The organism is Stappia sp. WLB 29, from assembly GCF_023507705.1.
In the GTDB taxonomy this organism is placed as follows: domain Bacteria; phylum Pseudomonadota; class Alphaproteobacteria; order Rhizobiales; family Stappiaceae; genus Stappia.
In genome coordinates this window covers 187,909-208,380 of record NZ_JALBGD010000003.1, presented here as the reverse complement: position 1 = coordinate 208,380, position 20,472 = coordinate 187,909, and the positions used below count along the sequence as shown (strand labels likewise).

General features: G+C 67.7%; 22 protein-coding genes. 8 read left to right on the top strand and 14 right to left on the bottom strand.

Annotation, left to right across the window (positions count from 1 at the left end):
• Positions 1 to 122: 122 nt before the first annotated feature.
• The gene (locus MNI96_RS07265) at positions 123 to 611 is read left to right on the top strand and encodes a hypothetical protein (RefSeq protein ID WP_249691686.1); all 489 of its coding nucleotides are present in this window, start codon (positions 123 to 125) and stop codon (positions 609 to 611) included.
• Positions 612 to 629: 18 nt separating this feature from the next.
• Here the strand turns inward: MNI96_RS07265 and MNI96_RS07260 are convergent, their stop codons facing one another.
• Positions 630 to 1,049 (bottom strand): hypothetical protein, encoded by a 420-nt coding sequence (locus tag MNI96_RS07260; protein ID WP_249691685.1) that lies wholly within the window; start codon positions 1,047 to 1,049, stop codon positions 630 to 632.
• Between the two features lie 141 nt (positions 1,050 to 1,190).
• Here MNI96_RS07260 and MNI96_RS07255 point away from each other — a divergent pair, with 141 nt between their 5' ends.
• From MNI96_RS07255 to MNI96_RS07245, 3 genes are all read left to right on the top strand, one after another.
• Positions 1,191 to 1,898 (top strand): SDR family oxidoreductase, encoded by a 708-nt coding sequence (locus MNI96_RS07255; protein ID WP_249691684.1) that lies wholly within the window; start codon positions 1,191 to 1,193, stop codon positions 1,896 to 1,898.
• A 193-nt stretch (positions 1,899 to 2,091) separates the two neighbouring features.
• Positions 2,092 to 3,009, top strand: coding sequence for an alpha-1,2-fucosyltransferase (locus tag MNI96_RS07250; protein WP_249691683.1), 918 nt, complete (start codon positions 2,092 to 2,094; stop codon positions 3,007 to 3,009).
• 63 nt (positions 3,010 to 3,072) lie between these two features.
• Positions 3,073 to 4,023, top strand: a complete 951-nt coding sequence (locus MNI96_RS07245; RefSeq protein ID WP_249691682.1) for a glycosyltransferase family 2 protein — start codon at positions 3,073 to 3,075, stop codon at positions 4,021 to 4,023.
• An 18-nt stretch (positions 4,024 to 4,041) separates the two neighbouring features.
• Here MNI96_RS07245 and MNI96_RS07240 read toward each other — a convergent pair whose 3' ends face one another.
• The 6 genes from MNI96_RS07240 to MNI96_RS07215 all read right to left on the bottom strand — a co-directional run bounded on the left by MNI96_RS07240 (position 4,042) and on the right by MNI96_RS07215 (position 9,465).
• The gene (locus tag MNI96_RS07240) at positions 4,042 to 4,419 is read right to left on the bottom strand and encodes a thiol-disulfide oxidoreductase DCC family protein (protein WP_249692211.1); all 378 of its coding nucleotides are present in this window, start codon (positions 4,417 to 4,419) and stop codon (positions 4,042 to 4,044) included.
• A gap of 107 nt (positions 4,420 to 4,526) precedes the next feature.
• Entirely contained in the window at positions 4,527 to 4,919 is a 393-nt protein-coding gene (locus MNI96_RS07235) for a GFA family protein (RefSeq protein WP_249691680.1), read from the bottom strand.
• A 40-nt stretch (positions 4,920 to 4,959) separates the two neighbouring features.
• Entirely contained in the window at positions 4,960 to 6,387 is a 1,428-nt protein-coding gene (locus MNI96_RS07230; protein ID WP_249691678.1) for a M48 family metalloprotease, read from the bottom strand.
• A 62-nt stretch (positions 6,388 to 6,449) separates the two neighbouring features.
• Complete coding sequence (locus tag MNI96_RS07225) at positions 6,450 to 7,304, bottom strand: hypothetical protein (protein ID WP_249691676.1); 855 nt, start codon at positions 7,302 to 7,304, stop codon at positions 6,450 to 6,452.
• A 94-nt stretch (positions 7,305 to 7,398) separates the two neighbouring features.
• Positions 7,399 to 8,724: an aspartate aminotransferase family protein gene (locus MNI96_RS07220; RefSeq protein WP_249691674.1), complete on the bottom strand. Its 1,326-nt coding sequence runs from the start codon at positions 8,722 to 8,724 to the stop codon at positions 7,399 to 7,401.
• Between the two features lie 120 nt (positions 8,725 to 8,844).
• Positions 8,845 to 9,465 carry a 2-hydroxychromene-2-carboxylate isomerase gene (locus tag MNI96_RS07215; RefSeq protein ID WP_249691672.1) on the bottom strand — a complete coding sequence of 207 codons (621 nt, stop codon included), beginning with the start codon at positions 9,463 to 9,465 and terminating at the stop codon, positions 8,845 to 8,847.
• 129 nt (positions 9,466 to 9,594) lie between these two features.
• On the opposite strand from MNI96_RS07215, the gene MNI96_RS07210 reads away from it, so the two are divergent.
• The 3 genes from MNI96_RS07210 to MNI96_RS07200 all read left to right on the top strand — a co-directional run bounded on the left by MNI96_RS07210 (position 9,595) and on the right by MNI96_RS07200 (position 12,309).
• Positions 9,595 to 10,473, top strand: a complete 879-nt coding sequence (locus tag MNI96_RS07210) for a phosphatase PAP2 family protein (protein ID WP_249691670.1) — start codon at positions 9,595 to 9,597, stop codon at positions 10,471 to 10,473.
• 261 nt (positions 10,474 to 10,734) lie between these two features.
• A complete protein-coding gene (locus MNI96_RS07205; protein ID WP_249691668.1) occupies positions 10,735 to 11,418 on the top strand; it encodes a YdcF family protein in 684 nt (227 codons plus the stop codon).
• Positions 11,419 to 11,523: 105 nt separating this feature from the next.
• On the top strand, positions 11,524 to 12,309 hold the full coding sequence (locus MNI96_RS07200; protein WP_249691666.1) for a lysophospholipid acyltransferase family protein: 786 nt from the start codon (positions 11,524 to 11,526) through the stop codon (positions 12,307 to 12,309).
• A gap of 7 nt (positions 12,310 to 12,316) precedes the next feature.
• On the opposite strand, the gene MNI96_RS07195 is transcribed toward MNI96_RS07200, so the two are convergent.
• The 3 genes from MNI96_RS07195 to MNI96_RS07185 all read right to left on the bottom strand — a co-directional run bounded on the left by MNI96_RS07195 (position 12,317) and on the right by MNI96_RS07185 (position 14,898).
• Positions 12,317 to 12,781: a translation initiation factor IF-3 gene (locus MNI96_RS07195; RefSeq protein ID WP_249691664.1), complete on the bottom strand. Its 465-nt coding sequence runs from the start codon at positions 12,779 to 12,781 to the stop codon at positions 12,317 to 12,319.
• Between the two features lie 3 nt (positions 12,782 to 12,784).
• On the bottom strand, positions 12,785 to 14,035 hold the full coding sequence (rlmN, locus tag MNI96_RS07190) for a dual-specificity RNA methyltransferase RlmN (RefSeq protein ID WP_249691662.1): 1,251 nt from the start codon (positions 14,033 to 14,035) through the stop codon (positions 12,785 to 12,787).
• A gap of 356 nt (positions 14,036 to 14,391) precedes the next feature.
• The gene (locus MNI96_RS07185) at positions 14,392 to 14,898 is read right to left on the bottom strand and encodes an invasion associated locus B family protein (RefSeq protein ID WP_349629134.1); all 507 of its coding nucleotides are present in this window, start codon (positions 14,896 to 14,898) and stop codon (positions 14,392 to 14,394) included.
• A 437-nt stretch (positions 14,899 to 15,335) separates the two neighbouring features.
• Between MNI96_RS07185 and MNI96_RS07180 the strand changes: the two genes are divergently transcribed.
• On the top strand, positions 15,336 to 15,902 hold the full coding sequence (locus MNI96_RS07180; RefSeq protein ID WP_249691657.1) for a sigma-70 family RNA polymerase sigma factor: 567 nt from the start codon (positions 15,336 to 15,338) through the stop codon (positions 15,900 to 15,902).
• Between the two features lie 125 nt (positions 15,903 to 16,027).
• Here the strand turns inward: MNI96_RS07180 and MNI96_RS07175 are convergent, their stop codons facing one another.
• The 4 genes from MNI96_RS07175 to mnmG are packed head-to-tail and all read right to left on the bottom strand — an operon-like array spanning position 16,028 to position 20,397.
• Positions 16,028 to 16,924, bottom strand: coding sequence for a ParB/RepB/Spo0J family partition protein (locus MNI96_RS07175; protein ID WP_120270206.1), 897 nt, complete (start codon positions 16,922 to 16,924; stop codon positions 16,028 to 16,030).
• A 52-nt stretch (positions 16,925 to 16,976) separates the two neighbouring features.
• Positions 16,977 to 17,804, bottom strand: a complete 828-nt coding sequence (locus tag MNI96_RS07170; RefSeq protein WP_249691655.1) for a ParA family protein — start codon at positions 17,802 to 17,804, stop codon at positions 16,977 to 16,979.
• Positions 17,801 to 18,484, bottom strand: coding sequence for a 16S rRNA (guanine(527)-N(7))-methyltransferase RsmG (rsmG, locus tag MNI96_RS07165; RefSeq protein WP_249691654.1), 684 nt, complete (start codon positions 18,482 to 18,484; stop codon positions 17,801 to 17,803). Before rsmG ends, MNI96_RS07170 begins: the two co-directional genes overlap by 4 nt.
• Complete coding sequence (gene mnmG / locus MNI96_RS07160) at positions 18,481 to 20,397, bottom strand: tRNA uridine-5-carboxymethylaminomethyl(34) synthesis enzyme MnmG (protein ID WP_502960311.1); 1,917 nt, start codon at positions 20,395 to 20,397, stop codon at positions 18,481 to 18,483. Before mnmG ends, rsmG begins: the two co-directional genes overlap by 4 nt.
• Between the last annotated feature and the right edge of the window lie 75 nt (positions 20,398 to 20,472).

The following is a 20,472-nucleotide window of genomic DNA, read 5'->3' as shown; positions in this document are numbered from 1 at the left end:
CTTGCCGGGCCTTGCAAGAAAAATCGCCCCTCCAGGCGCAAAACCGCAGGACTTGCGCCCCGCAGCAAAGAGAATCAGGCTATCGGGGAAGGGACGATCATCGTTCGCAAGCCTGTCGGGATATGCCGGATATCACCCCGCTCCTCGAATTCCTCGCCGGATCGCAGCTCGCCCGCATGATGGCCGGCTCAGCGGACCTGCGCGAAGCCGCCGCCGCCGCCCATCTGTTCGGGACATTGATGCTGGTCGGCGCGGTCCTGCCGCTCAACCTGCGGCTGATCGGGTTCTGGCGCTCCGCCCCGCTTGCGGACCTTGCGCGCGTGCTCGGCCAGACGGCCTTTGTCGGCCTGCTGATCGCGCTTGCCAGCGGCATCGCCCTGATGTCGACGCGCCCCGTCGCGATTGCCGGCGATCCTGCCTTCCAGGCGAAGACCGTCCTTCTTGCCGCACTCGCCGTCAATGCCTTGCTGCTGCGGCTGGTTCCGGCCTGGCGCCTGCTGGATCAGGTCGATTCGCGCGGCACCATCTCGCGCTTCCGCCTGGCCGGGGTGCTGTCGCTCGTCCTGTGGGGCGGCGTGCTGGCCCTGATGCGCTGGCCAAACCTGATCTGAGGGGCGAAAAGGCAGGCCCTACTGAGCGCGACGATAGATGCCGGTGTTCACCACCGACCCCTGCCCCGGTACCTCGACACTCTGCTCCACTTCCAGGCTCTGCCCGTCGTCGGACAGGCGCCGCCGCGCCGTCATCAGGGTGAGATTGCCGCGCTTGGCCTCCGAGGTGAGCGTGTGCTCGTCCTCGAAATAGAGCAGCAGCCGGTCGGCCAGCCCGCTTTCCGACAGCCGCGCCCCCGGCGCTCCCGGCACGCCGGTGATCTCGCCGGAGATCTCCTCGCCGCTCGACGAGATGATCGACATGCGGATCGTCACCAGGCCGAATTCCTCCTCGATCCGGCAGGTCGCCGCCTGCGGCAGGTCGCTCTGGTCGAACTCGCTCTCGTCCAGGTCGAGGATCCAGGTTCCCAGGAAGGGGCCAATCTGCTCGCTGCTCATCGCTGCATTCCGCATTGTGACGTTTCGCACCGGATCGTGACCCGGCGACCGCTTGCGCGACCTTGTAGCCGCGTTTACCAAGCCTGTCATCGCCCCGCCCCTCCGCCGCCGCCGCGGAGCCTCTCCTGCCGGAGCCGTCCCATGACCTCGCCTGCCACCTCCACGCTCGTGCTCACCGGTGCCAATCGCGGCATCGGGCTGGAGCTCGCACGCCGCTTCCTCGCTGCAGGCGGATGGCGCATCCATGCCGGCTGCCGCGCGCCCGGACACGCCGAAGCGCTTGCGGACCTCGCTGCCGCCCATCCGGACCGGCTGACCATCCATGCTCTCGACGTGACGGACGGGGCGTCCGTCGCCGCACTCGCGCAGGCTCTTGGGGAAACTCCCGTCGATGTGCTGCTCAACAATGCCGGCGTCCTCAATCCGCACCAGTCGCTCGACGATCTCGACTTCGCGGCCTGGGAGCACGAATTGCAGGTGAACACCCTCGCCCCCATGCGCATGGCGCTGGCCCTGCGGCCGCAGCTGCGGCGCGCCGCCACCCCGCGCATCGTCACGATTTCCAGCCAGATGGGCTCGCTCGCCCGTCCGCGCAGCGGCAGCTACGCCTATCGCAGCTCCAAGGCGGCGGTGAACAAGGCCATGCAGGGCCTTGCCGTCGACCTTCAGGACGAAGGCATCTGCGTCGTCGTCATGCATCCGGGCTGGGTGCGCACCGACATGGGCGGCAGCAGCGCCGAGATCGATCCGCAGGAAAGCGCCGCCGGCATCTTCTCCGTCGCGACCGGCCTCACTCTCGCCGATACCGGCCGCTTCCTGCAGTGGAACGGCGAAGAGCACTCCTGGTAGAGCACCCCGCTCAGGAAACGCCGGTGGCCTGCCGGGCCGCCGAATGCAGGGTGTTTGCCTCGTATCAATGAATACATCGAGGGTACCGGAGCGACCTTGACCTTGCTCAAGCATCCATGCGGCTTTGTGGCCGTGCTTGTCCGCTGCAGCGATGCCGACTAACAAGAGCGGATCAGCAAGGACGGGGCGAGCGATGGCAGCCGGAAACGGGCAGCAGGCGGAAACGGGCAACGCGGACGGCGACGATCCGGTCTGCATGCGGATCTGGGGCGGGCTCGGCAACCAGATGTTCCAGTATGCCGCCGGCCACGCACTGGCGAAGCGCCTCGGCGTCAACCTGCTCGTCGACCCTCTCGATCTCGATTTCGCCCATGCCGCCTTCGGCCTCGACCTGTTCGGCCTGTCTCCGCGCATCTGGCAGCCGGACACGAGTTCGCTGAAGGCGCGGCTGCTCGGTGCGCTGGGGCGCGGCGAGGGCAAGAAACGGCAGAAGCTCTGGCCGGGACCGAGCTACTTCCAGAAGGATTTTTGCCACGGCGACGAATTCTTCTCGCTTCGTGCCGGCACCTATCTCGCCGGCTATTTCCAGTCCGAGCAGTTCTTTGCCGACTGCCGCGACGAGATCCGCGCCCTCTTCTCCCTCGACCATGTGGCCGCGACCATCGATCCTGCCCGCCTTGCGCTCGCCGACGCCCCGACCAGCGTCTCGCTGCATGTGCGGCGCGGCGACTATGCCGCCAACGCCAAGACCACCGCTACCCATGGCCTGCTCGGTGCGGAGCATTACATGCGCGCGGCCGAGCTGATGGCGCAGCTGGTGCCGGACGCGACCTGGCTGGTCTTTTCCGACGACATCGCAGCCGCCGACGAGTTGACGCGCAAGTTGCCCCGCCGCACCCTGGTCGAGGGCCAGACCCGCGAGCAGGATCTCTACCTGATGAGCCGCTGCGCCCACCACGTCATCGCCAATTCCAGCTTCAGCTGGTGGGGCGCCTGGCTCGGCCGCAACCCGGACCGCCATGTTATCGCCCCGCGAAAGTGGTTCGCCCGCGACGAGCTGCGCCGGGTCTATGTCGACGAACTCTTCCCCGCCGGCTGGATTCTCGTCTGAGAAACAGGTACTCCCCTGACGGAAACAGGCCGCTTGCGGGCCAGGACAGGGAGCCGCGCGCTCATGAAACTCTGCGTCGCCATCTGCACGAGAGAACGGCCGAAGATGTTGCGGGAGTGCCTTGCCTCCGTCTGCGCGCAGTCGGTTCCGGACTGGGTGCAGGCAGAGATCGTCGTGGTGGAGAACCACGACCGCGAGACTTCGCGCCACGTTGCGCAAGAGGTGGCGGCGGAGACCGGCTGGGCCATCCACTACGTGCTGGAGCCCGAGCTCGGCATTCCCTTCGCCCGCGATCGCTGCGGCACCTTTGCCGAGAGTGCCGGTTTCGACCGGGTGCTCTATATCGACGACGACGAGATCGCCCATCCCGGCTGGCTGGAAACCATGGTCGAGGCGACCCGCACACTCCCGGCCGAGGTCCACTACGGCCGCGTTCTCTACACCTGGCCGCCCGAGACCCCCTCCTGGATGGTTCCCGACCAGGTCAACAAGCGCCCGTCCGGCACCGTTTTGACCAAGGCCGAGGGCCATAACACCCTGGTCGAGACGAAGGTGTTCCGGGCGCGCGAGGCGGGCGGTTTCGGCCTGCATTTCGACGGCTCCATGCGCTTTACCGGCGGCAGCGACACGGATTTCTTCACCCGCGTCCACGATGCGGGCGGGCGCATCGTCTGGATCCCGGATGCGCTGGTCGAGGAGCTCGTCCCGGTCAACCGCACGACCCTGCGCTGGCAGCTGAACCGCACCTTCCGCGTCGCCGGCAACATTTCGCGCCTGCATGAAAAGCGCGCCGGTAGGCAGAAGGCCGCCCTGCGCAGCCTGCTGAAGGGCCTTGGCCGGATTGTCGGCGGCACCTTCCTGTTCCTGCCCGCCGCCGCAAGCTTCGCCGTCTCGCCCGAGGGCGGGCGCCGCCGCGCCTTCAAGGCGGCCAAACAGATAGCCTCCGGCCTCGGCTCCCTCGCCTATCTCGCCGGCCACCAGCAGCAGCCCTACGCCAAGGTCGACGGCGGCTAGCCGTCAGCAGGCTCTTGTCTACCTCAGCAGCCGTTTGCGGAAGGCAGGGTCCGGCAGGGCGCACATGTCGCCGCGGCCGAACAGGGCATAGCGATTGCGCGCAAGCCATCCGTAGAGCCGGTCGCGCAGCGGTCGGGGCAGCAGCAGGAAGACCGCCGTCAGCCGTCCCCAGCCGCCGAAGCAGCGCCCGGCGTGGATGATGGCGTCGAAATCCGCATGCGCGACGCCCCGGTCGATGAAAAGCCATGTCGAAGGGTCATCGGGCGCAAGCTCGTAATGCTCAAGCAGGGCCGCGCCGAGCGGGGTCTGCACCGGGCAGATGCGAACCCGTCCGGACCGGTCGAGCCGATGGATCATCCGCGCGCCCCAGCTGCAGACGGCGCATTCGGCATCCATCACTGCAAGCGGATCCAAATCGTCGAACGGCGGCACGCGAGGATCGCTGCGGAAGGAAAACGGAACTCTCTCCTGTCGCACCGTCATCCGCTACGCCCCACTTTCCGCTAGTCCTCGGTGCGGCTGTCGTCCGGACGGTCGTGCTCGTAACGATATTTCAGCGGAAACTCCGGCAACCAGGCTTCCCGTCGCACGGTCCACAATTCGTAGGTCGGGGTGAACTGGTCCGGCGCGTCGAGCGCGCCGAGATTGATCATCACTTCGTCTTCGCTGCGCCCGAAGACCGGCGACCCGCAGCGCGGGCAGAAGAACCGGCCCTGATAGTCGCCGGTTTCGCCGTCGGTGGTCACCGCATCGGCGGGAAAGATCGCCGAGGCGTGAAACAGCGCGCCGTGGTTCTTGCGACAGTCGAGACAATGGCACAGACCGACGCGATAGGGGCGCCCCCTTGCCGCAAACCGCACATTGCCGCAAAGGCATCCGCCGGTGTGCTGTTCCATCGCCGTCTCCTGTTATCCGGCCTGCTCTGCGCCGGTTCTTCTAGTCGACCACCAGCTTCAGCGGCGTACCGGCCGGAATGATCTGGCCCGGAGGCGTCTGGTTGAGGATCGAGAAAAGCTCCAACCGGCGGGCCGGCTCCACCCCGCTCATGCCGACGGCCAGCCGTTCCGGCGTGTCGCCCGCATCGGCCCGGATCACCTTGATGCGCAGCGGCCGCAGCCGGGCGATCTCCGTCGGCGTCAGCTGGCGGAAGCTCTTCACCGTCGCCTCGTAGTCGCGGGTGAATTCCTCGCCGCCCGAGCGGGACGCGAAGATGAAGCGGTAGCCGGTGCGCCCGATGCGCACCACTGCGATGCGGAAGGACCAGCCCTCGGTCACCGCGGATGCCGTCACCGCGGCCAGGCCGTTCACCGTTTCCTCGCGCACGCTGTCGCGGATGAGCCCGTTGATCCAGCCGCTGGTCATATAGGCGGTGAGCGACGGGAAATCGGTCAGGTCCGCGCCGTCGAAACGCAGTGCCGTGCCGTTCGGATTGCTGGCAAGCACCGCTTCCGGCGAGTTCTCCAGCACGTAGCCCGGCGGTGCGGTGAAGCTGATGCCCAGCGCCTTGTGCAGGAACGACCGGCCGCGGATATAGCCCTCCAGCGGGTCGTCGCCGTAGAGCATGCCGTCGATCTTGGTCAGATACGCATCGCGGTCGCGCTCGCCGAGGCCCGGCGCGCCGATCTGCCGTGCGGCACGCACCGCCGTCTGCACGCGCTCAGGCGTGGTCGGATGCGAGGACAGGAAGTCGGGCGCGCCCTTGCCCGCGCCCTGCGCCGACTGGAAGGCCGCGAACTGGCCCATGGCGGTAAGGAACCGTGCGGCGGCAAAGGGATCGTAGCGCGCCTTGGCGAGCGTGCGCACGCCGACGGCATCCGCCTCCAGCTCCTGGATCTGAGAGAAACGGGCGAAGGACAACTGCGAAGAAACGATGGCCGCCCGCTGCTGGTCCGGGTCGCGCACCACATTGCCCAGCACCCGGCCGGCAAGCTCCGTCGCCTCGGCCCGCTGCTGGCGCTTGATCGCATGGCTCGCCGTGACATGCGCCATCTCGTGCGCCAGCACCGCCGCCACTTCGGACGTGTCGGTCGCCAGCGCCAAGAGGCCGCGCGTCACATAGAGATAGCCGCCCGGCAAGGCGAAGGCGTTGACCGCCGGCGAGTTCAGGATGGTGATGCGGTAGCTCTGCGAGGGGTCGTCGGAGGCCTCGACCAGCCGGCCGACCACCTGCGCCACGGCGCGTTCCGCCCCGCGATCCTCATAGACGCCGCCATAGGTCGCCACCACGCGCGGATGCTCGCGCGCGCCCAGATCGTTGGAAATGCCGGGCCGCAGGGTGCCGGGCGCCGGCGTGCCGATCTCGATCGGCGAGGACCCGGAAAACTGGCAAGCGGAGATCGTCAGCGCCGCAGCGAAAACCGCCACGAGCCGGAGAGGGCGCGCCGCCCGGCGCCGAACCGGACGTGCTGCTGTTCTGGACAAGCTCTTCACCGCTGATCGCCATTCCTGTCGAGCCGCTCGATCTGCGCGGGATGCACCAATTCGATGGACGGACCGCCCGCCTGCCGCACCATGCCGCGCAGGCGAATAGCTGCCCCGTCAAGGGACGTGACGTCAAGCCCGGCATCTGCGAAGGCTGCCTTGCGCTCGGCGCTGATTGTCGCAGTGAAGTCGCGGCTCCAGCGGCCGCCGAAATTCAGGTAGACCATCGAACGGGTCTCTCCGACAGAAATCACCCGGCCCGCCACCAGCGTGTAACGGCCAGTGCGCTCGGACAGCGCCTCCGGGTCGTGCGCCGACCACACCCGCTCATGGGCCCACAGGCCGGCCTTGCGCCAGCGCGCAAGGGCCTCTTCCTTCAAAAGGTGGGCAAGGCAGTCGCGCGCGGCAAGCCTCGGGGCGACGATTGCCCGCCCCTGTCGCACCAGTTCGCGGGCCAGCCAGCGATCGCCGGGAGACAGCATCACGTGTCCGGGGCGGCGCTGCCAGCGGTCCATCTCTTCGCCCAGCGCCACAAACCGCACGCCCGCCGCGCCGGTCTCGGCGTTGGGACCGACGCTTGCAGGATCATCGACGGCCAGGGACACCAGCTCCGCCTGGCGCAGCAGCCCGCCGGTCGCGGTGCGCCACACATGCGGCTCGCCCGGTTCGGCGCGCGCTTCCGCCCCCTCCACCGGCGCAGCGTTCAGACAGGTGTCGGGAAGCCCGCTTTCGCCGGCAACCGCCGCCGGCATGGCTGCCCCGGCACTGACGGCCGCCCCAAGCATCAAGGCGCGCAGGAAGGCTCCCGCGCCGTGTGACGCAGGCCATGCCGCACTTGCACTGTCGCTGCGCATCGCCATGGTTGCGGGGCGTTTCTCCCGATCCTTGATCCCGTCGCCGGATTGGTTTCATCTTGCCGCAAATGGTGGCGGGAAGATGTCGCAGGCCTTGCCCTCACGCCGCCAGCGCATCCTCCAGCGCACCGGAGAGCTTGTCGACGATCTCGCCGATCTGCGCCTCCTCCAGGATGAAGGGCGGCGCCAGCAGCACATGGTCGCCCCGGCGGCCGTCCAGCGTCCCGCCCATCGGATAGCAGACGAGCCCGCGCGCGAAGGCCGCCTTCTTCAGCACCGCATTGAGCCGCCGCTCCGGGGCGAAGGGCGTCTTGCTTTCCCGGTCCTCGACCAGTTCGAGACCCAGAAACAACCCGCGCCCACGAATGTCGCCGACATGGGGATGCTGGCCGAACCGGTCGACGAGCGCGCCCTTGAGCTGCTCGCCCATCTCGGCCGAGCGGGCGACGAGCCCCCGGTCGACCAGTGCGCTGACCACCGCGTGTCCCGCGGCGGCGGCGGCCGGATGGCCGATATAGGTATGCCCATGCTGGAAGAAGCCGGAGCCCTCCTCGATGGCGCGGTAGATGCGCCCGCTCGCCAGCATCGCGCCGATCGGCTGGTAGCCGGCGCCGAGCCCCTTGGCGATACACAGGATGTCGGGCGCAACCCCGTCCGCCTCGCAGGCGAACAGGTGTCCCGTACGGCCCATGCCGCACATCACCTCGTCGAGGATCAGGAGCACGCCGTAGCGGTCGCAGATCTCGCGGATGCGGCGGAAATAGCCCGGGACCGCCGGAACCGCACCGAGCGTCGCGCCCACCACCGGCTCGGCGATGAAGGCCGCCACCGTCTCGGGCCCGCGCGCCAGGATCTCCGCCTCGAGCTCGTCGGCAACGCGCAGGCCGTAAGCCTCCTCGCTCTCGCCTTCCTGCTGGCCGCGATAGGCGTAGCAGGGGGAGATATGCGACATGTCGACCAGCAGCGGGGCGAAAGGCTCCCGGCGCCACATGTTGCCGCCGGCCGACAGCGCGCCCAGCGTGTTGCCGTGATAGCTCTGCCGGCGGGCGATGATGCGCGCCCGCGACGGCTCGCCGTTCTCGATGTGGAACTGCCGCGCCAGCTTGATCGCCGCTTCCGTCGCCTCCGACCCGCCCGAGACGAGATAGACCCGCTCCAACCCTGCCGGTGCATGGGCAATCAGGAGATCCGCAAGCTTCTCCGCCGGCTCGCTGGTGAAGAAGCCGGTATGGGCAAAGGCGATGGCGTCGAGCTGCGCCTTGACCGCCTCCGTCACTTCGCGGTCCGAATGGCCGAGGCAGGAGACGGCCGCCCCGCCCGAGGCGTCGAGATAGCGCTTGCCGGTCTCGTCGATGATGTAGCAACCGTCGCCGGCAACGGCGCGCGGCGGACGCATGGCGGTATGGCGGGGGAAAATGTGAGACATGGCAAGGCGTTCCCGGCGGATCGATCCCGAATGCGGCGTGGCAGCATGGCCCGGAGAGAGGCCGGCCCCGACCGTGTCACGACAATAGGAAGCCCGCGCCCCCTTGGCCAGCCATTCCGCTCACGCCCCCTCAGTCGCCGCGTGGGTCGCCAGCGCGTGGTCCATCGCCTGTTCCAGCCGGTCGTTGCCCCAGAACAGTTCGCCGTCGGCGCAGGTGAGGCTCGGCGCCCCGAAAATGCCGAGCGCCTTCGCCTCCGCCACGCTTTCGCGCAGCCGCGTCTTCACTTCGTCGCCTGCCGACAGGGCCAGCATCTCCTGAGCATCCGCCCCGGCGCGCGCGATCAGCGTCGCCAGCAGCGTTTCGTCGTCGATCTGCCGACGCTCGCCGAACTGCGCCAGATAGACCGCGCGCGAGAAAGACGGCACCTGCTCCGGTGCAAGGGCGGTGGCGATGCGCGCGGCCTTGAGGCCGTTCTGCGGAAACGGGTCGGGCCGGGAGAAGGGCAGGCCGGCGGCCGCGCAGATCCGCTCCAGGTCGCGCCACATATAGGCGCCCTTCACGGGCAGCAGATTGAAAGGCGAGGTCGTCCATCCGGCCTCCGCGAAGATCGGGCCCAGCAGGAACGGCCGCCAGCGCAGCTCGACCCCGCGCTGCACTGCCATGTCCTCGACCCGGATGGCCGCCGGATAGCTGTAGGTGGAGGCGAATTCGTACCAGAACTGAATGACCGGGCGCGACATGGCGATGTCCTCTCCTCAATGCGGCTGCGACCGCCAGCCGCATGCATGGGGTCCGACCCTTGGACTGAAGGGGCCGGATCGCTATAACCCCTCAACCGGCCCCGGAAGACAATCGTAAACGCAGGTTCGATGACAGATACGCCTCCCTCGCCTGCGCCCGCCCCTGCCTCTTCGTCCGCACCGGAGCGGGCGGGCTTCGCCGCGCGGCTCGCAGGCGGAGAGAGCCGGGCACTCGCTCTCGCGGCGACCGCGTGCCTCCTCGTCCTGTCGCTCTTCTTCCTCGCCTTTCCCGCCGTCGACATCGCCGCCTCGCGTCTCTTTCACGATCCGGCGGGCGGCTTCGTGCTGTCGCAGGCCCCGTTCCTGCAGCGGCTGCGCGAGCTCGGCCCCTTCCTGGTCAAGCTGATCGCCGTCCTTTGCGTCGCGATCCTGCTGTGGCCCTTCGTCGTCGCTCCCCTGTCGCGGCGCTTGCCGCTGCGCGCGCCGGTCTTCCTGCTGTCGACGCTGATCCTCGGGCCCGGCCTTCTCGTCAATGCGGTGCTGAAGAACAACTGGGGCCGGCCGCGCCCCAATGCGGTGGACCTGTTCGGTGGCGATGCGCCTTACGTCCGCGTCTGGCAGATGACGAACCACTGCGACACCAACTGCTCGTTCGTGTCCGGCGAGGCCTCCTCCAGCCTCTGGCTGGTGACGCTGGCTTTCCTGGCCCCGCCGGGCTGGCGCCGCGCGATCCTCGCCGTTGTCCTGCCGCTGGCGCTGGTCCTGTCTGCCAACCGTGTCGCCTTCGGCGGCCACTTCCTCTCCGACACGCTGATTTCCTGGTGCCTGACGCTGCTGGTGATCCTCGGCGTCCAATACCTGCTCTGGCGGGCACCGGGCGCAGAGGCGCGTGCCGCGCGCTGGCGCAACGGCTATGACCGGGCCGCCGATACGGTCCGCGCCCGCGCCGTAGGCCTTCGGCAGCGCCTTACCGCCTCGCTGCGCGCTTTCGCCGCGATGATGCGCTGAGCAGCATCTGCCGGTTGCGCCGGCGGTGCCGCCTTTCCAACATCTTGCTGCCGCGAAGCTCTGGCATGGAAAACTGTCGGCACCGGCCGGCTCGGCTCCGTCCCCCGCCCGGCATCGGCCGGAGCGCGCGGGGGTGGAAAAACCGGCCGGCTTGCGCCTTAGTTAGCCGAGAGACGCATGCAAGCGATTCGCCCTCTTGCATCCGCCCGCCAAGCGGATATCAGACCGTGTGAAAGGAAGGCCGAGGGGCAGGCTCAGCCGATGAGTTCGCAGGACGACCAGCACACCGCGGCCGAGGAACCGGCCGGGGCCGACCGGTCAATGGCCGGGCGCTCCCGCTCGCGCGGGCGACGGCTGCTGCGCATCCTGCTCTCCGGGCTCATAGTCGCCGGTCTTGCCTTTTATGTCGGCTCTTTCCTGCGCTTTGCGGTCACTGTCGCCGGCTATCAGAACAACGACGCCGCCCGTGCCGATGCCATCGTCGTGCTGACCGGCGGCAGCGAGCGGGTGAAGCACGCACTCACCTTGCTGCAGGCCGGCAATGCCGAGCGGCTGCTGATCTCGGGCGTCCATCCGGAGACCACACCGCAGCAGATCGTCATTTCCACGGCCAGCAACCTGTCGCTGTTCTCCTGCTGCGTCGATCTCGACCGCAACGCCAACAACACGCTCGAGAACGCGTCGGAAACCGCGAAATGGGCGCGAGAGAACGATTTCTCCCGCCTTCTCGTGGTTACCAGCGCCTATCACATGCCCCGCGCCCTGCTCGAGCTGAAATCGACCATGGCGGATTTCGATCTGGTTCCCGTGCCGGTGCAGACGCCGGATCTCGCCTTCGACCGCTGGTACGAGGATCCTCGCACCACAGCGCTGATTGCCCGCGAGCATCTGAAATATCTGCTTGCCTGGGCGCGTATCGCGGTTATGGAAACCTCGGCGCCTTAACGGTTCCGCCCTCGCGACTTGCCAGCGAAGCGGTCCGCGCGGCACCATGGCTGCAACCAGCCCCTTGCGGGCCCGGCCAGCCCGTCCCGCAACCGGTTGAGATCGATGCTGCTTCTTCGCTCGCTTGTGTTCCAGGTCCTGTTCTACCTCAGCACCTTCGTCCTGATGATCCTCGGCGCGCCGGTTTTCCTGCTGCCGCGCCGCCTCGGTTGGCCGCTGGTGCCCTTCTGGGCAAGGGTCGAGCTGTTCCTGCTGAAGTGGATCGTCGGCGTCAGGGTCGAGTTCCGCGGCCTGGAAAACATTCCGCGAGGCGGCTACATCGTCGCCGCCAAGCACCAGTCGGCCTGGGAGACCTTCGCCCTGCTGCCGCTCTTCCCCTCGCCCACCTATGTGCTGAAACGCGAGCTGCGCTACATCCCGATCTTCGGCTGGTATACGGCGAAGTTCCGGCAGATTCCGGTCGATCGCGGCAAGCGCTCGGCCGCCCTCGCCGCCATGACCCAGCGCGCCCGCGAAGCGGTGGCCGAAGGCCGGCAGATCCTGATCTTTCCGGAAGGCACGCGGCGGGGCGCCGGCGAGGAGCCGCGCTACAAGCACGGCGTCGCCCATCTCTATCGCTCGCTTGCGGCACCGGTCCTGCCGGTCGCGCTCAATTCCGGCCTGTTCTGGCCCCGCCGCGGCTGGTGCCTCTACCCGGGCACCGTCTTGGTGGAATTCCTGCCGCCGATCGCCCCGGGCCTCGACCTCGAGAGCTTCCACGCGCGTCTGGTGTCGGATATCGAGACCGCCTCCGACCGGCTGCTCGACGAGGCAGCGGCGCAAGCGCCCGCCTCGCCGGTCGTCCGCAGGGCGCAGGAACTCCGCGCCGCGCGCGGTCTTCAATCTGCGTGAGGAGTGATCAGGGCCGGGGGGACGGCGCGCCGGAAGACGGCGGCACGCGCCAGCAGCCCGACTGGCGCCCGGCGATCAGCCAATAGACGAAACCGGCCATGAAGCCGGTCGCCGCGGCGATCAGCGTGCCCGGCCTCGGATCCGCATGCGGACCCGCCGGACCCTCGCCGGACCACCACAGGAAGGTGGCGATAGCCCCGCCCGCCGCCAGGTGGAAGACGATCCCGCGCAGCTGCATCAGCTCCGCAACGGCAATGGCAACCAGCGCCGGCACGAAGGCCAGCCCGCCGATCACGCTCGCACCCACCAGCGACCAGCCGAAGGTCATGCCGACCACCACCGGGTCACCCGACGGATCCGCGAGCCCGCGCAGCAGGCCGAAGGCGACGAAGGCCGCCGCCGCCAGGAACGCAAGGATCAGCCCCAGCACGATACGGATGGACTGGGCCAGCAACCGCCCGCCGTCGACCACCGCCTAGCTCGCAGCCGCAGCGGTTTCGGCCGCTGCACGGTCGCGGGCGCGCATGCGCTCGGATTCCGACTTGAGCTGCCCGCAGGCCGCGAAGATGTCGCGGCCGCGCGGCGTGCGGATCGGCGAGGCATAGCCCGCCCGGTTGACCACCTCGGCAAAGGCCTCGATCTGCTCCCAGTCGGAGCACTCGTAAGGAGAGCCCGGCCAGGGGTTGAACGGGATCAGGTTGATCTTCGCCGGAATGCCCTTGAGCAGGCGCACCAGCTCGCGCGCATCCGAGAGACTGTCGTTGACGCCCTTCAGCATCACGTATTCGAAGGTGATGCGGCGGGCATTGTTCAGCCCCGGATAGGCCCGGCAGGCGGCCAGCAGCTCGGCGATGTTCCACTTCTTGTTGATCGGTACCAGTTCGTCGCGCAGTTCGTCGCGCACCGCATGCAGCGAGATCGCCAGCATGCAACCGATCTCCGCGCCGGTGCGCTCGATCATCGGCACCACGCCGGAGGTCGAGAGGGTGATGCGCCGCTTCGACAGCGACAGGCCCTCGCCGTCCGAGGCGATCAGAAGCGCCTTCTTGACGTTGTCGAAATTGTAGAGCGGCTCGCCCATGCCCATCATCACGATGTTGGTGACCAGGCGCCCCTCGCTCGGCACCGCCGCCCCGGCAGGCGTCTCGCCCTTGGGGAAGTCGCCGAGCCGGTCGCGGGCGACCAGGATCTGGGCGAGGATCTCCTCCGCCGTCAGGTTGCGCACCAGGCGCTGCGTACCCGTATGGCAGAAGGTGCAGGTGAGCGTGCAGCCGACCTGCGAGGAGACGCAGAGCGTCCCGCGCCCCTCCTCGGGAATGTAGACGGTCTCGATCTCGACCGGACGCCCGGCGCCGCGCGGGGGAAAGCGGAACAACCACTTGCGGGTGCCGTCGCTGGAGATCTGCTCCGACACCATCTCCGGGCGGCGGATGCTGAAGGCCTCGGCCATCTTGGTGCGCAGGTCCTTGGCGATGTTCGTCATGTCCGCGAAATCGGACGCCCCGCGCACATAGAGCCAGTGCCAGAGCTGGGCGACGCGCATGCGCAGCTGTCGCTCGGGCACGCCGATGCCGGCCAGCGCCTTGGCCAGCTCCGTGCGGTCGAGGCCGACCAGGACGGGCTTGTCGGCGGGCGCTTGCGCCACAGGACGCGCCGACACGGCCACGGAAGCTGCCGGGGCGCTCTCGGGCGTGCTGGTTGCGGTATCGTGCTGCATCAGGCTCATGTCGTCGGTCCGTGATGACGTGGGTTCGCGGCGACGCCCTGCGGGATTGCGGCCTGCCGCCGTGTTTCCCTGCAAACGCCGAAAAGGCGGCGCCGATCTGGCTGCCGCCGGTGCTGTCCGGTCGTGACTGCTTCCGCCCTTCGCAGGAATCGGAGATCCGCAGTCCGGAAATGCCCGAACCGTCCCGCCCCTTAGGTGGGGCGGGACGGTTCGTGTTTCGGGGGTCTTATACAGCAAGCCGGGCGGTTTGTGAGCCCCAAAGCGCATGCACCCCGCGCGGAGCGGGTCAGCTCCGAAGGGCAGGCTGGTTGGGGCATCCGACCGCGGGCCGGATCTCCTGGCTTGCCGCGCAGGCCTTACTGGCAGGCCCGGTCCGCGGCGGTGACCGCCGCCGTGATGCCCGACAGCGAGAAATCGTAGGTGGTCTGCGTACCGCGCGCCGAAACGCCGGTAACGACCATGCCACGACCGGCCTTCATCGCGGCGACGAGCTGACGCTCCTCGGTCGCATTGGCCATCCAGGCGCCGTCGTTCTTCGTGAACATCGTGAACTTCTGACCGTCCACGTCGACGGAAACCGACGACTGTTCCTTGAAGGCGTAACCGACGATCACGCTGGGTTCGTTGTTGACGTTCTCGCCAGGCCGGTTCGACACGAAGAAGAACACATCTCCGTGATTGCGATCGCTCGGCGAGAGCTTGGTCGGCTTGGACAAGGCATAGCAAACCTTGCCCTTGGAACCGCCATAGGAGTAGGCGTCCCAGTTATTGTGCTGACTGACAAGGGTCGGCGTCTGGGCGTGCGCCGACACGCCCATGAGGACGAGTGCCAGAAGAGCCGGGAAGAGCGTTCTTGCTTGCATCATCTCCTAAACCGCTACTGCTAACTATCCGGAATGGATCGAATTTGCTGAGCAATCGTCACCTTGTCTTAAGGTTATCGCCCAGCAGGTTACGAAAGGGTTGATAAACTCGAAAAGCCGACAGGCGGCTTCGCAAACCCGCTACGATCACTGGATGGCGCACGCTGGCCGTACAAATCGGGCAAGAGTGTGACACTTTTGCCGAGCCGTCCTTACTCCTTCCGGGGATTGACGAAACCGCCCTGCCCGGTCTGATGTTAGGAGGAGGCGTCCGCCCGGCACATGCGCATCGACGCAATGCCCGACATCCGCTATTGGACGGTAGCTATCAGAACCCTGTCGCAGCACTCAGACCCGGACGAAGAAAGACAGATGAGGCAGGCCAAATCGACATGGCGGATGCGTTTCGGCCGGATTCGGACGGGAGTAGCGTGCGCGTGACTGTCGAGGACCGCTTTTCCCGGCTCATAGCAAAGGTTGCGGAGGATCGCGACAGGACGGCCTTTGCCGAACTGTTCGATCACTTCGCGCCGCGCCTGAAGGCCTATCTGATACGCCTGGGATCGGACGGCGCCACCGCCGAGGAGCTCACCCAGGAGGTGATGATCACCCTGTGGCGCAAGGCGGGACTTTTTGACGCAACCCGCGCGACCGCCGCCACCTGGCTGTTCCGCATCGCCCGCAACCGCCGCATCGATTCCCTGCGCCGCGACCGCTCCGCCCTGCTCGACGCCGAGGACCCGAGCCTGCGCCCGCCGGCTCCCGAAGACCAGGACGAAGAACTCGATGCCCGCATGCGCGAGGAGCGGGTGCGCGAGGCGATGAAGAAATTGCCGGAAGAGCAGGCAGACCTGATCCGCCGGGCGTTCTTTTCCGGCCTGTCGCACAGCCAGATTGCCGAGGACACCGGCCTGCCGCTCGGCACGGTAAAGTCGCGCATCCGCCTCGCCTTCACCCGCCTGCGCCGCATCCTGGAAGCCGACGATGCGGTCGACACCAACTGACCCTGCTTGCGCGGGGCTGTCGCCTTGTAATTAACCCTTAAAATTCAATATCTTATTACTTTTTAAGCTGCAGAACGTCCGTCCGCTCCGGAAGGCTGGAGCAGATCGGACCGCTTCCGAATCGGTCAGCCCTGGACGCCGAGCAACCGGCAGATCTCGTCGAGCTGTTCCAGCGAGGCATATTTGATCTTGAGCTCGCCCGCGCCCTTGTCCTGCTTGTGGGCAATGGCGATCTTCAGGCCCAGCGTGTCCGTCAGCCGCTTTTCCAGCGCCTTTGTATCCGCATCCTTCTCCGGCTTCGCCGCCTTGCCGGCATTCGTGCGCGACAGCGCCTGTGGGTCCTGTGCCAGCTTCTCCGCCTCGCGGACGTTCAGCCCCTTCTCGACGATCAGCTCGGCCAGCGCTGCCGGGTCCTGCGCGGTGATCAGCGCGCGCGCATGGCCGGCGGTCAGCAGGCCCTCCGCCAGATAGTCCTTCACCGAGTTCGGCAGCTTCAGCAGGCGCAGCGTGTTCGCCACATGGCTGCGGCTCTTGCCGATGACCTTGGCCAGCTCGCTCTGGCTGTAGGAGAATTCCTGCACCAACTGGTCGTAGCCGAGCCCCTCCTCGATCGGATTGAGATCGGCGCGCTGGACGTTCTCGATGATCGCCAGCTCCAGCGCTTCCTGGTCCGTGACCTCGCGCACCACCACCGGCACCATGTGCAGGCCGGCCCGCTGCGCCGCCCGCCAGCGGCGCTCGCCGGCGATGATCTCGTAGGCGTTGTCGCGGCCCGCAACCGGGCGCACCAGCAAGGGCTGCACGATGCCCTTCTCGCGCACCGAGCTGGTCAGGTCCTCCAGATCGCTTTCGGTGAAGGTCTTGCGCGGATTGCGCGGATTGGCGGTCAGGAACTCGATCGGTACCCGGCGCGTGTCGCGGGGCGGCCGCGGGTCCGCCGGGGGCTCCGTTCCCACTTCGCCGATCAGCGCGGCGAGCCCCCGACCCAGCCGCTTCTTCTTTCCGCTATCGTCATCCGCCATCGTCACTGCCTGTTGTTGTTGCCGGCCGCCGAACCGTTGCGCATCCGAATCGTCATGCCGCAACGCCGCGCAGCGTACGCTCGCGCTGGATGATTTCCGAGGCCAGCCGCAGATAGGCCTGGCTGCCGGAACATTTCAGATCGTAGAGCAGCGCCGGCTTGCCATAGGACGGCGCCTCGGACACCCGCACGTTGCGCGGGATGATCGTGTCGTAGACCGCATCGCCCATGGTCTCGCGCACGTCGGCGACCACCTGGGCGGAGAGATTGTTGCGGCTGTCGTACATGGTCAGGACGATGCCGTGGATCGACAGCTCCGAATTCAGAGCCGCCTTCACCTGCTCCACCGTGCTGAGCAGCTGGCTGAGGCCTTCCAGCGCGAAGAACTCGCATTGCAGCGGCACCAGGATCGAGTGGCTGGCCGACAGAGCGTTGATGGTCAAAAGGTTCAGCGAGGGCGGGCAGTCGATCAGCACATAGGTGAAATCCGTGGGCGCGACCTGGCGTCCCTGCCCTGCCAGCTCGGAGATGGCCTTGCGCAGCCGGTGGGCCCGGTCGGAGCGGCTGGCGATCTCCAGCTCGACGCCGAGCAGGTCCATGGTCGACGGCGCCACCCACAGGCGCGGCACCGCCGTGTCCTGGATCGTTTCGGCCAGCGAACAATCGCCGATCAGAACGTCGTAGGTGGAAAGATCGCGGTTGCGCCGGTCGATACCCAGGCCGGTCGAGGCGTTGCCTTGCGGATCGAGATCGATCACCAGCACCCGCTCGCCGATGGCGGCAAGGGCCGTCCCCAGGTTGATTGCCGTGGTCGTCTTGCCGACGCCGCCCTTCTGGTTGGCAAGCGCGAGGACGCGTGGAGACTGAGGAAGCATGCTCATCCGGTCTGGCCTTTCCCTGTCGCGCCGCGCGGCCGAAGCCCCGAGATCATGAGGAGCCGGCTGTCGGGATCGATGAGGCTCTCCCTTTCTACCAGATCGAACTCCCAAGCGTGAGCGGCACGCGCGACCTCGTCGCGGAAATTTTTTCCTTTGTGGAAAATCGCAGGCGCGCCGTGATTCGAAAAGGGCTCTGCATAGGCCAGCAGCTCGGAAAGATCGGCGAGCGCCCGCGCCGACACCGCATCGATCTCGCCGGCCAGCTCTTCCGATACATCCTCGATGCGCGCGGCATGCACGGTCGCCGGGCAACCGGTCTCGCGGATCACCGTGCGCAGGAACGCCGCCTTGCGGCTGTTGCTCTCGATCAGGTGGACATGCGCGCCGGACAGGCGCTCCATCTGCACCATCGCCGTCACCAGACCGGGAAAGCCTGCGCCGCTGCCCAGATCCGCCCAACGCGCCGCATCGGGAGCCAGCGCCACGACCTGCAGGCTGTCGGCCACATGCCGCCGCCAGGCTTCCGGCAGGGTCGAGGGCGCCACCAGGTTTTGCGCCTTCTGCCAGTGCAGGAGCAAATTCACGTAAGTGGTCAAGCGCTCCACTGTTTCACGTGAAACTTCGAAAATTCCGTGAAGCACTTCTGGGCCGTCCTCGACGGCAAGCCGTGCCGGCCGGCTCATGCCACGGCCTCGCCGCCGGCGCGCGAGGTCGCTTTTGCCGCCTTACGCACATGCGACAGCAGCAGCGTCAGCGCCGCCGGCGTCACCCCGTCGATCCGCGCCGCCTGCCCCAGAGTTTCGGGGCGCGCGCCTTCCAGCTTCTGCCGCGCCTCATTGGAGAGGCCCTTGACCAGCGCGTAGTCGAGGCTTGCCGGCAGCATCAAGTCCTCGTCGCGGCGCAGCGCATCGATATCCGCCTCCTGCCGCTTGAGATAGACCGCATAGAGCGCGTCGATCGCCACCTGCCCCGCGATCTTCGGATCGAGCGCACCGATCTCCTGCGGCCAGACGGCGGCCAGCTTGTCGAGGTCGATGTCGGGATAGGACAGAAGCTCGAAGGCCGAGCGCCGCACGCCGTCCTGGTTGATCGGCAGGCCAGCACGCCGCCCCTCTTCCGGGGTCACCACCAGACTGGAGAGCACCTCACGCGCCTGCGCCAGGTCCCGGCATTTCGCCTCGAACCGCACAGCCCGGTCCGCGGACACGCAGCCGATCTCCATGCCCATCGGCGTCAGCCGCTGGTCCGCATTGTCCGCCCGCAGCGACAGCCGATACTCGGCCCGCGAGGTGAACATACGGTAGGGCTCGTTGACGCCGCAGGTCACGAGGTCGTCGATCATCACCCCGAGATAGCCCTTGTCGCGGCCGAAGACGACAGGCGCCTTCCCGCCTGCCTTCAGGGCCGCATTCAGCCCCGCAACGAGGCCCTGCGCGGCCGCTTCCTCGTAACCGGTCGTACCGTTGATCTGGCCGGCCAGGAACAGCCCCTCGACCCGGCGCGTCTCCAGCGTGCGGCCCAGCTCGCGCGGGTCGATGTGATCGTATTCGATGGCATAGCCCGGCCGCAGCACGGCGACATCCTCCAGCCCCGGTATGGTCCGCAGGAACGCCAGCTGCGCGTCTTCCGGCAGCGAGGTCGAGATGCCGTTGGGATAGACCGTCGGGTCGTCCAGCCCCTCCGGTTCCAGGAACACCTGATGGCCGTCGCGGTCGCCGAACCGGACCACCTTGTCCTCGATGGAGGGGCAGTAGCGTGGGCCCCGCCCGACGATCTCGCCGGAATACATCGCCGAGCGATGCAGGTTCTCGCGGATGATCTCGTGGGTGCGCAGGGTCGTGCGGGTGATGTGGCACGAGATCTGCGGCGTGGTGATCGCTTCGGTCAGTTCCGAAAATGGTTCCGGATCCGAATCGCCCTTCTGCTCTTCCAGCTGGTCCCAATGGATCGTGCGCCCGTCGAGCCGCGCCGGCGTTCCCGTCTTGAGCCGTCCCAACTCGAACCCGTGCGAGAGCAGCGAGGCGGACAAAAGGTTCGACGGCGCCTCGTCGGCGCGGCCGGCCGCGATCTTGCGCTCGCCGATATGGATGACGCCGCGCAGGAACGTGCCCGTGGTCAGCACCACCGCCCCGGCGACGAGGCGCCGCCCGTCCGCCAGCACCACCCCGCCGACGCGTCCCTCCGTCACGGTCAGCTCGGCCGCCTCCCCTTCGACGACCTCCAGATTGGCGGTCTCGCGGATCGCGTCCTGCATCGCCTGGCGATAGAGCTTGCGGTCGGCCTGGGCCCGCGGCCCGCGCACGGCCGGTCCCTTGCGCCGGTTGAGCAAGCGGAACTGGATGCCGGCCCGATCGGCCACCCGGCCCATCAATCCGTCCAGCGCATCGACCTCCCGCACCAGATGCCCCTTGCCCAAACCGCCGATGGCCGGGTTGCAGGACATCACGCCGATTGTGGAGAAGCTGTGGGTGAGCAGGGCGGTGCGCGCGCCAAGCCGTGCGCTGGCGCTTGCTGCCTCGCAGCCCGCATGACCGCCCCCGATGACGATCACATCGAAGACAGGCTCGGCGACGTCGCCGCCCTTCATCCTAATCATGTGTTTTGGCCTCTGCCCGAGCCGGCAAAAATCGGGTGCGGGATATCAGGGCGGCAGCGGGGGAGAAGGCCCCCG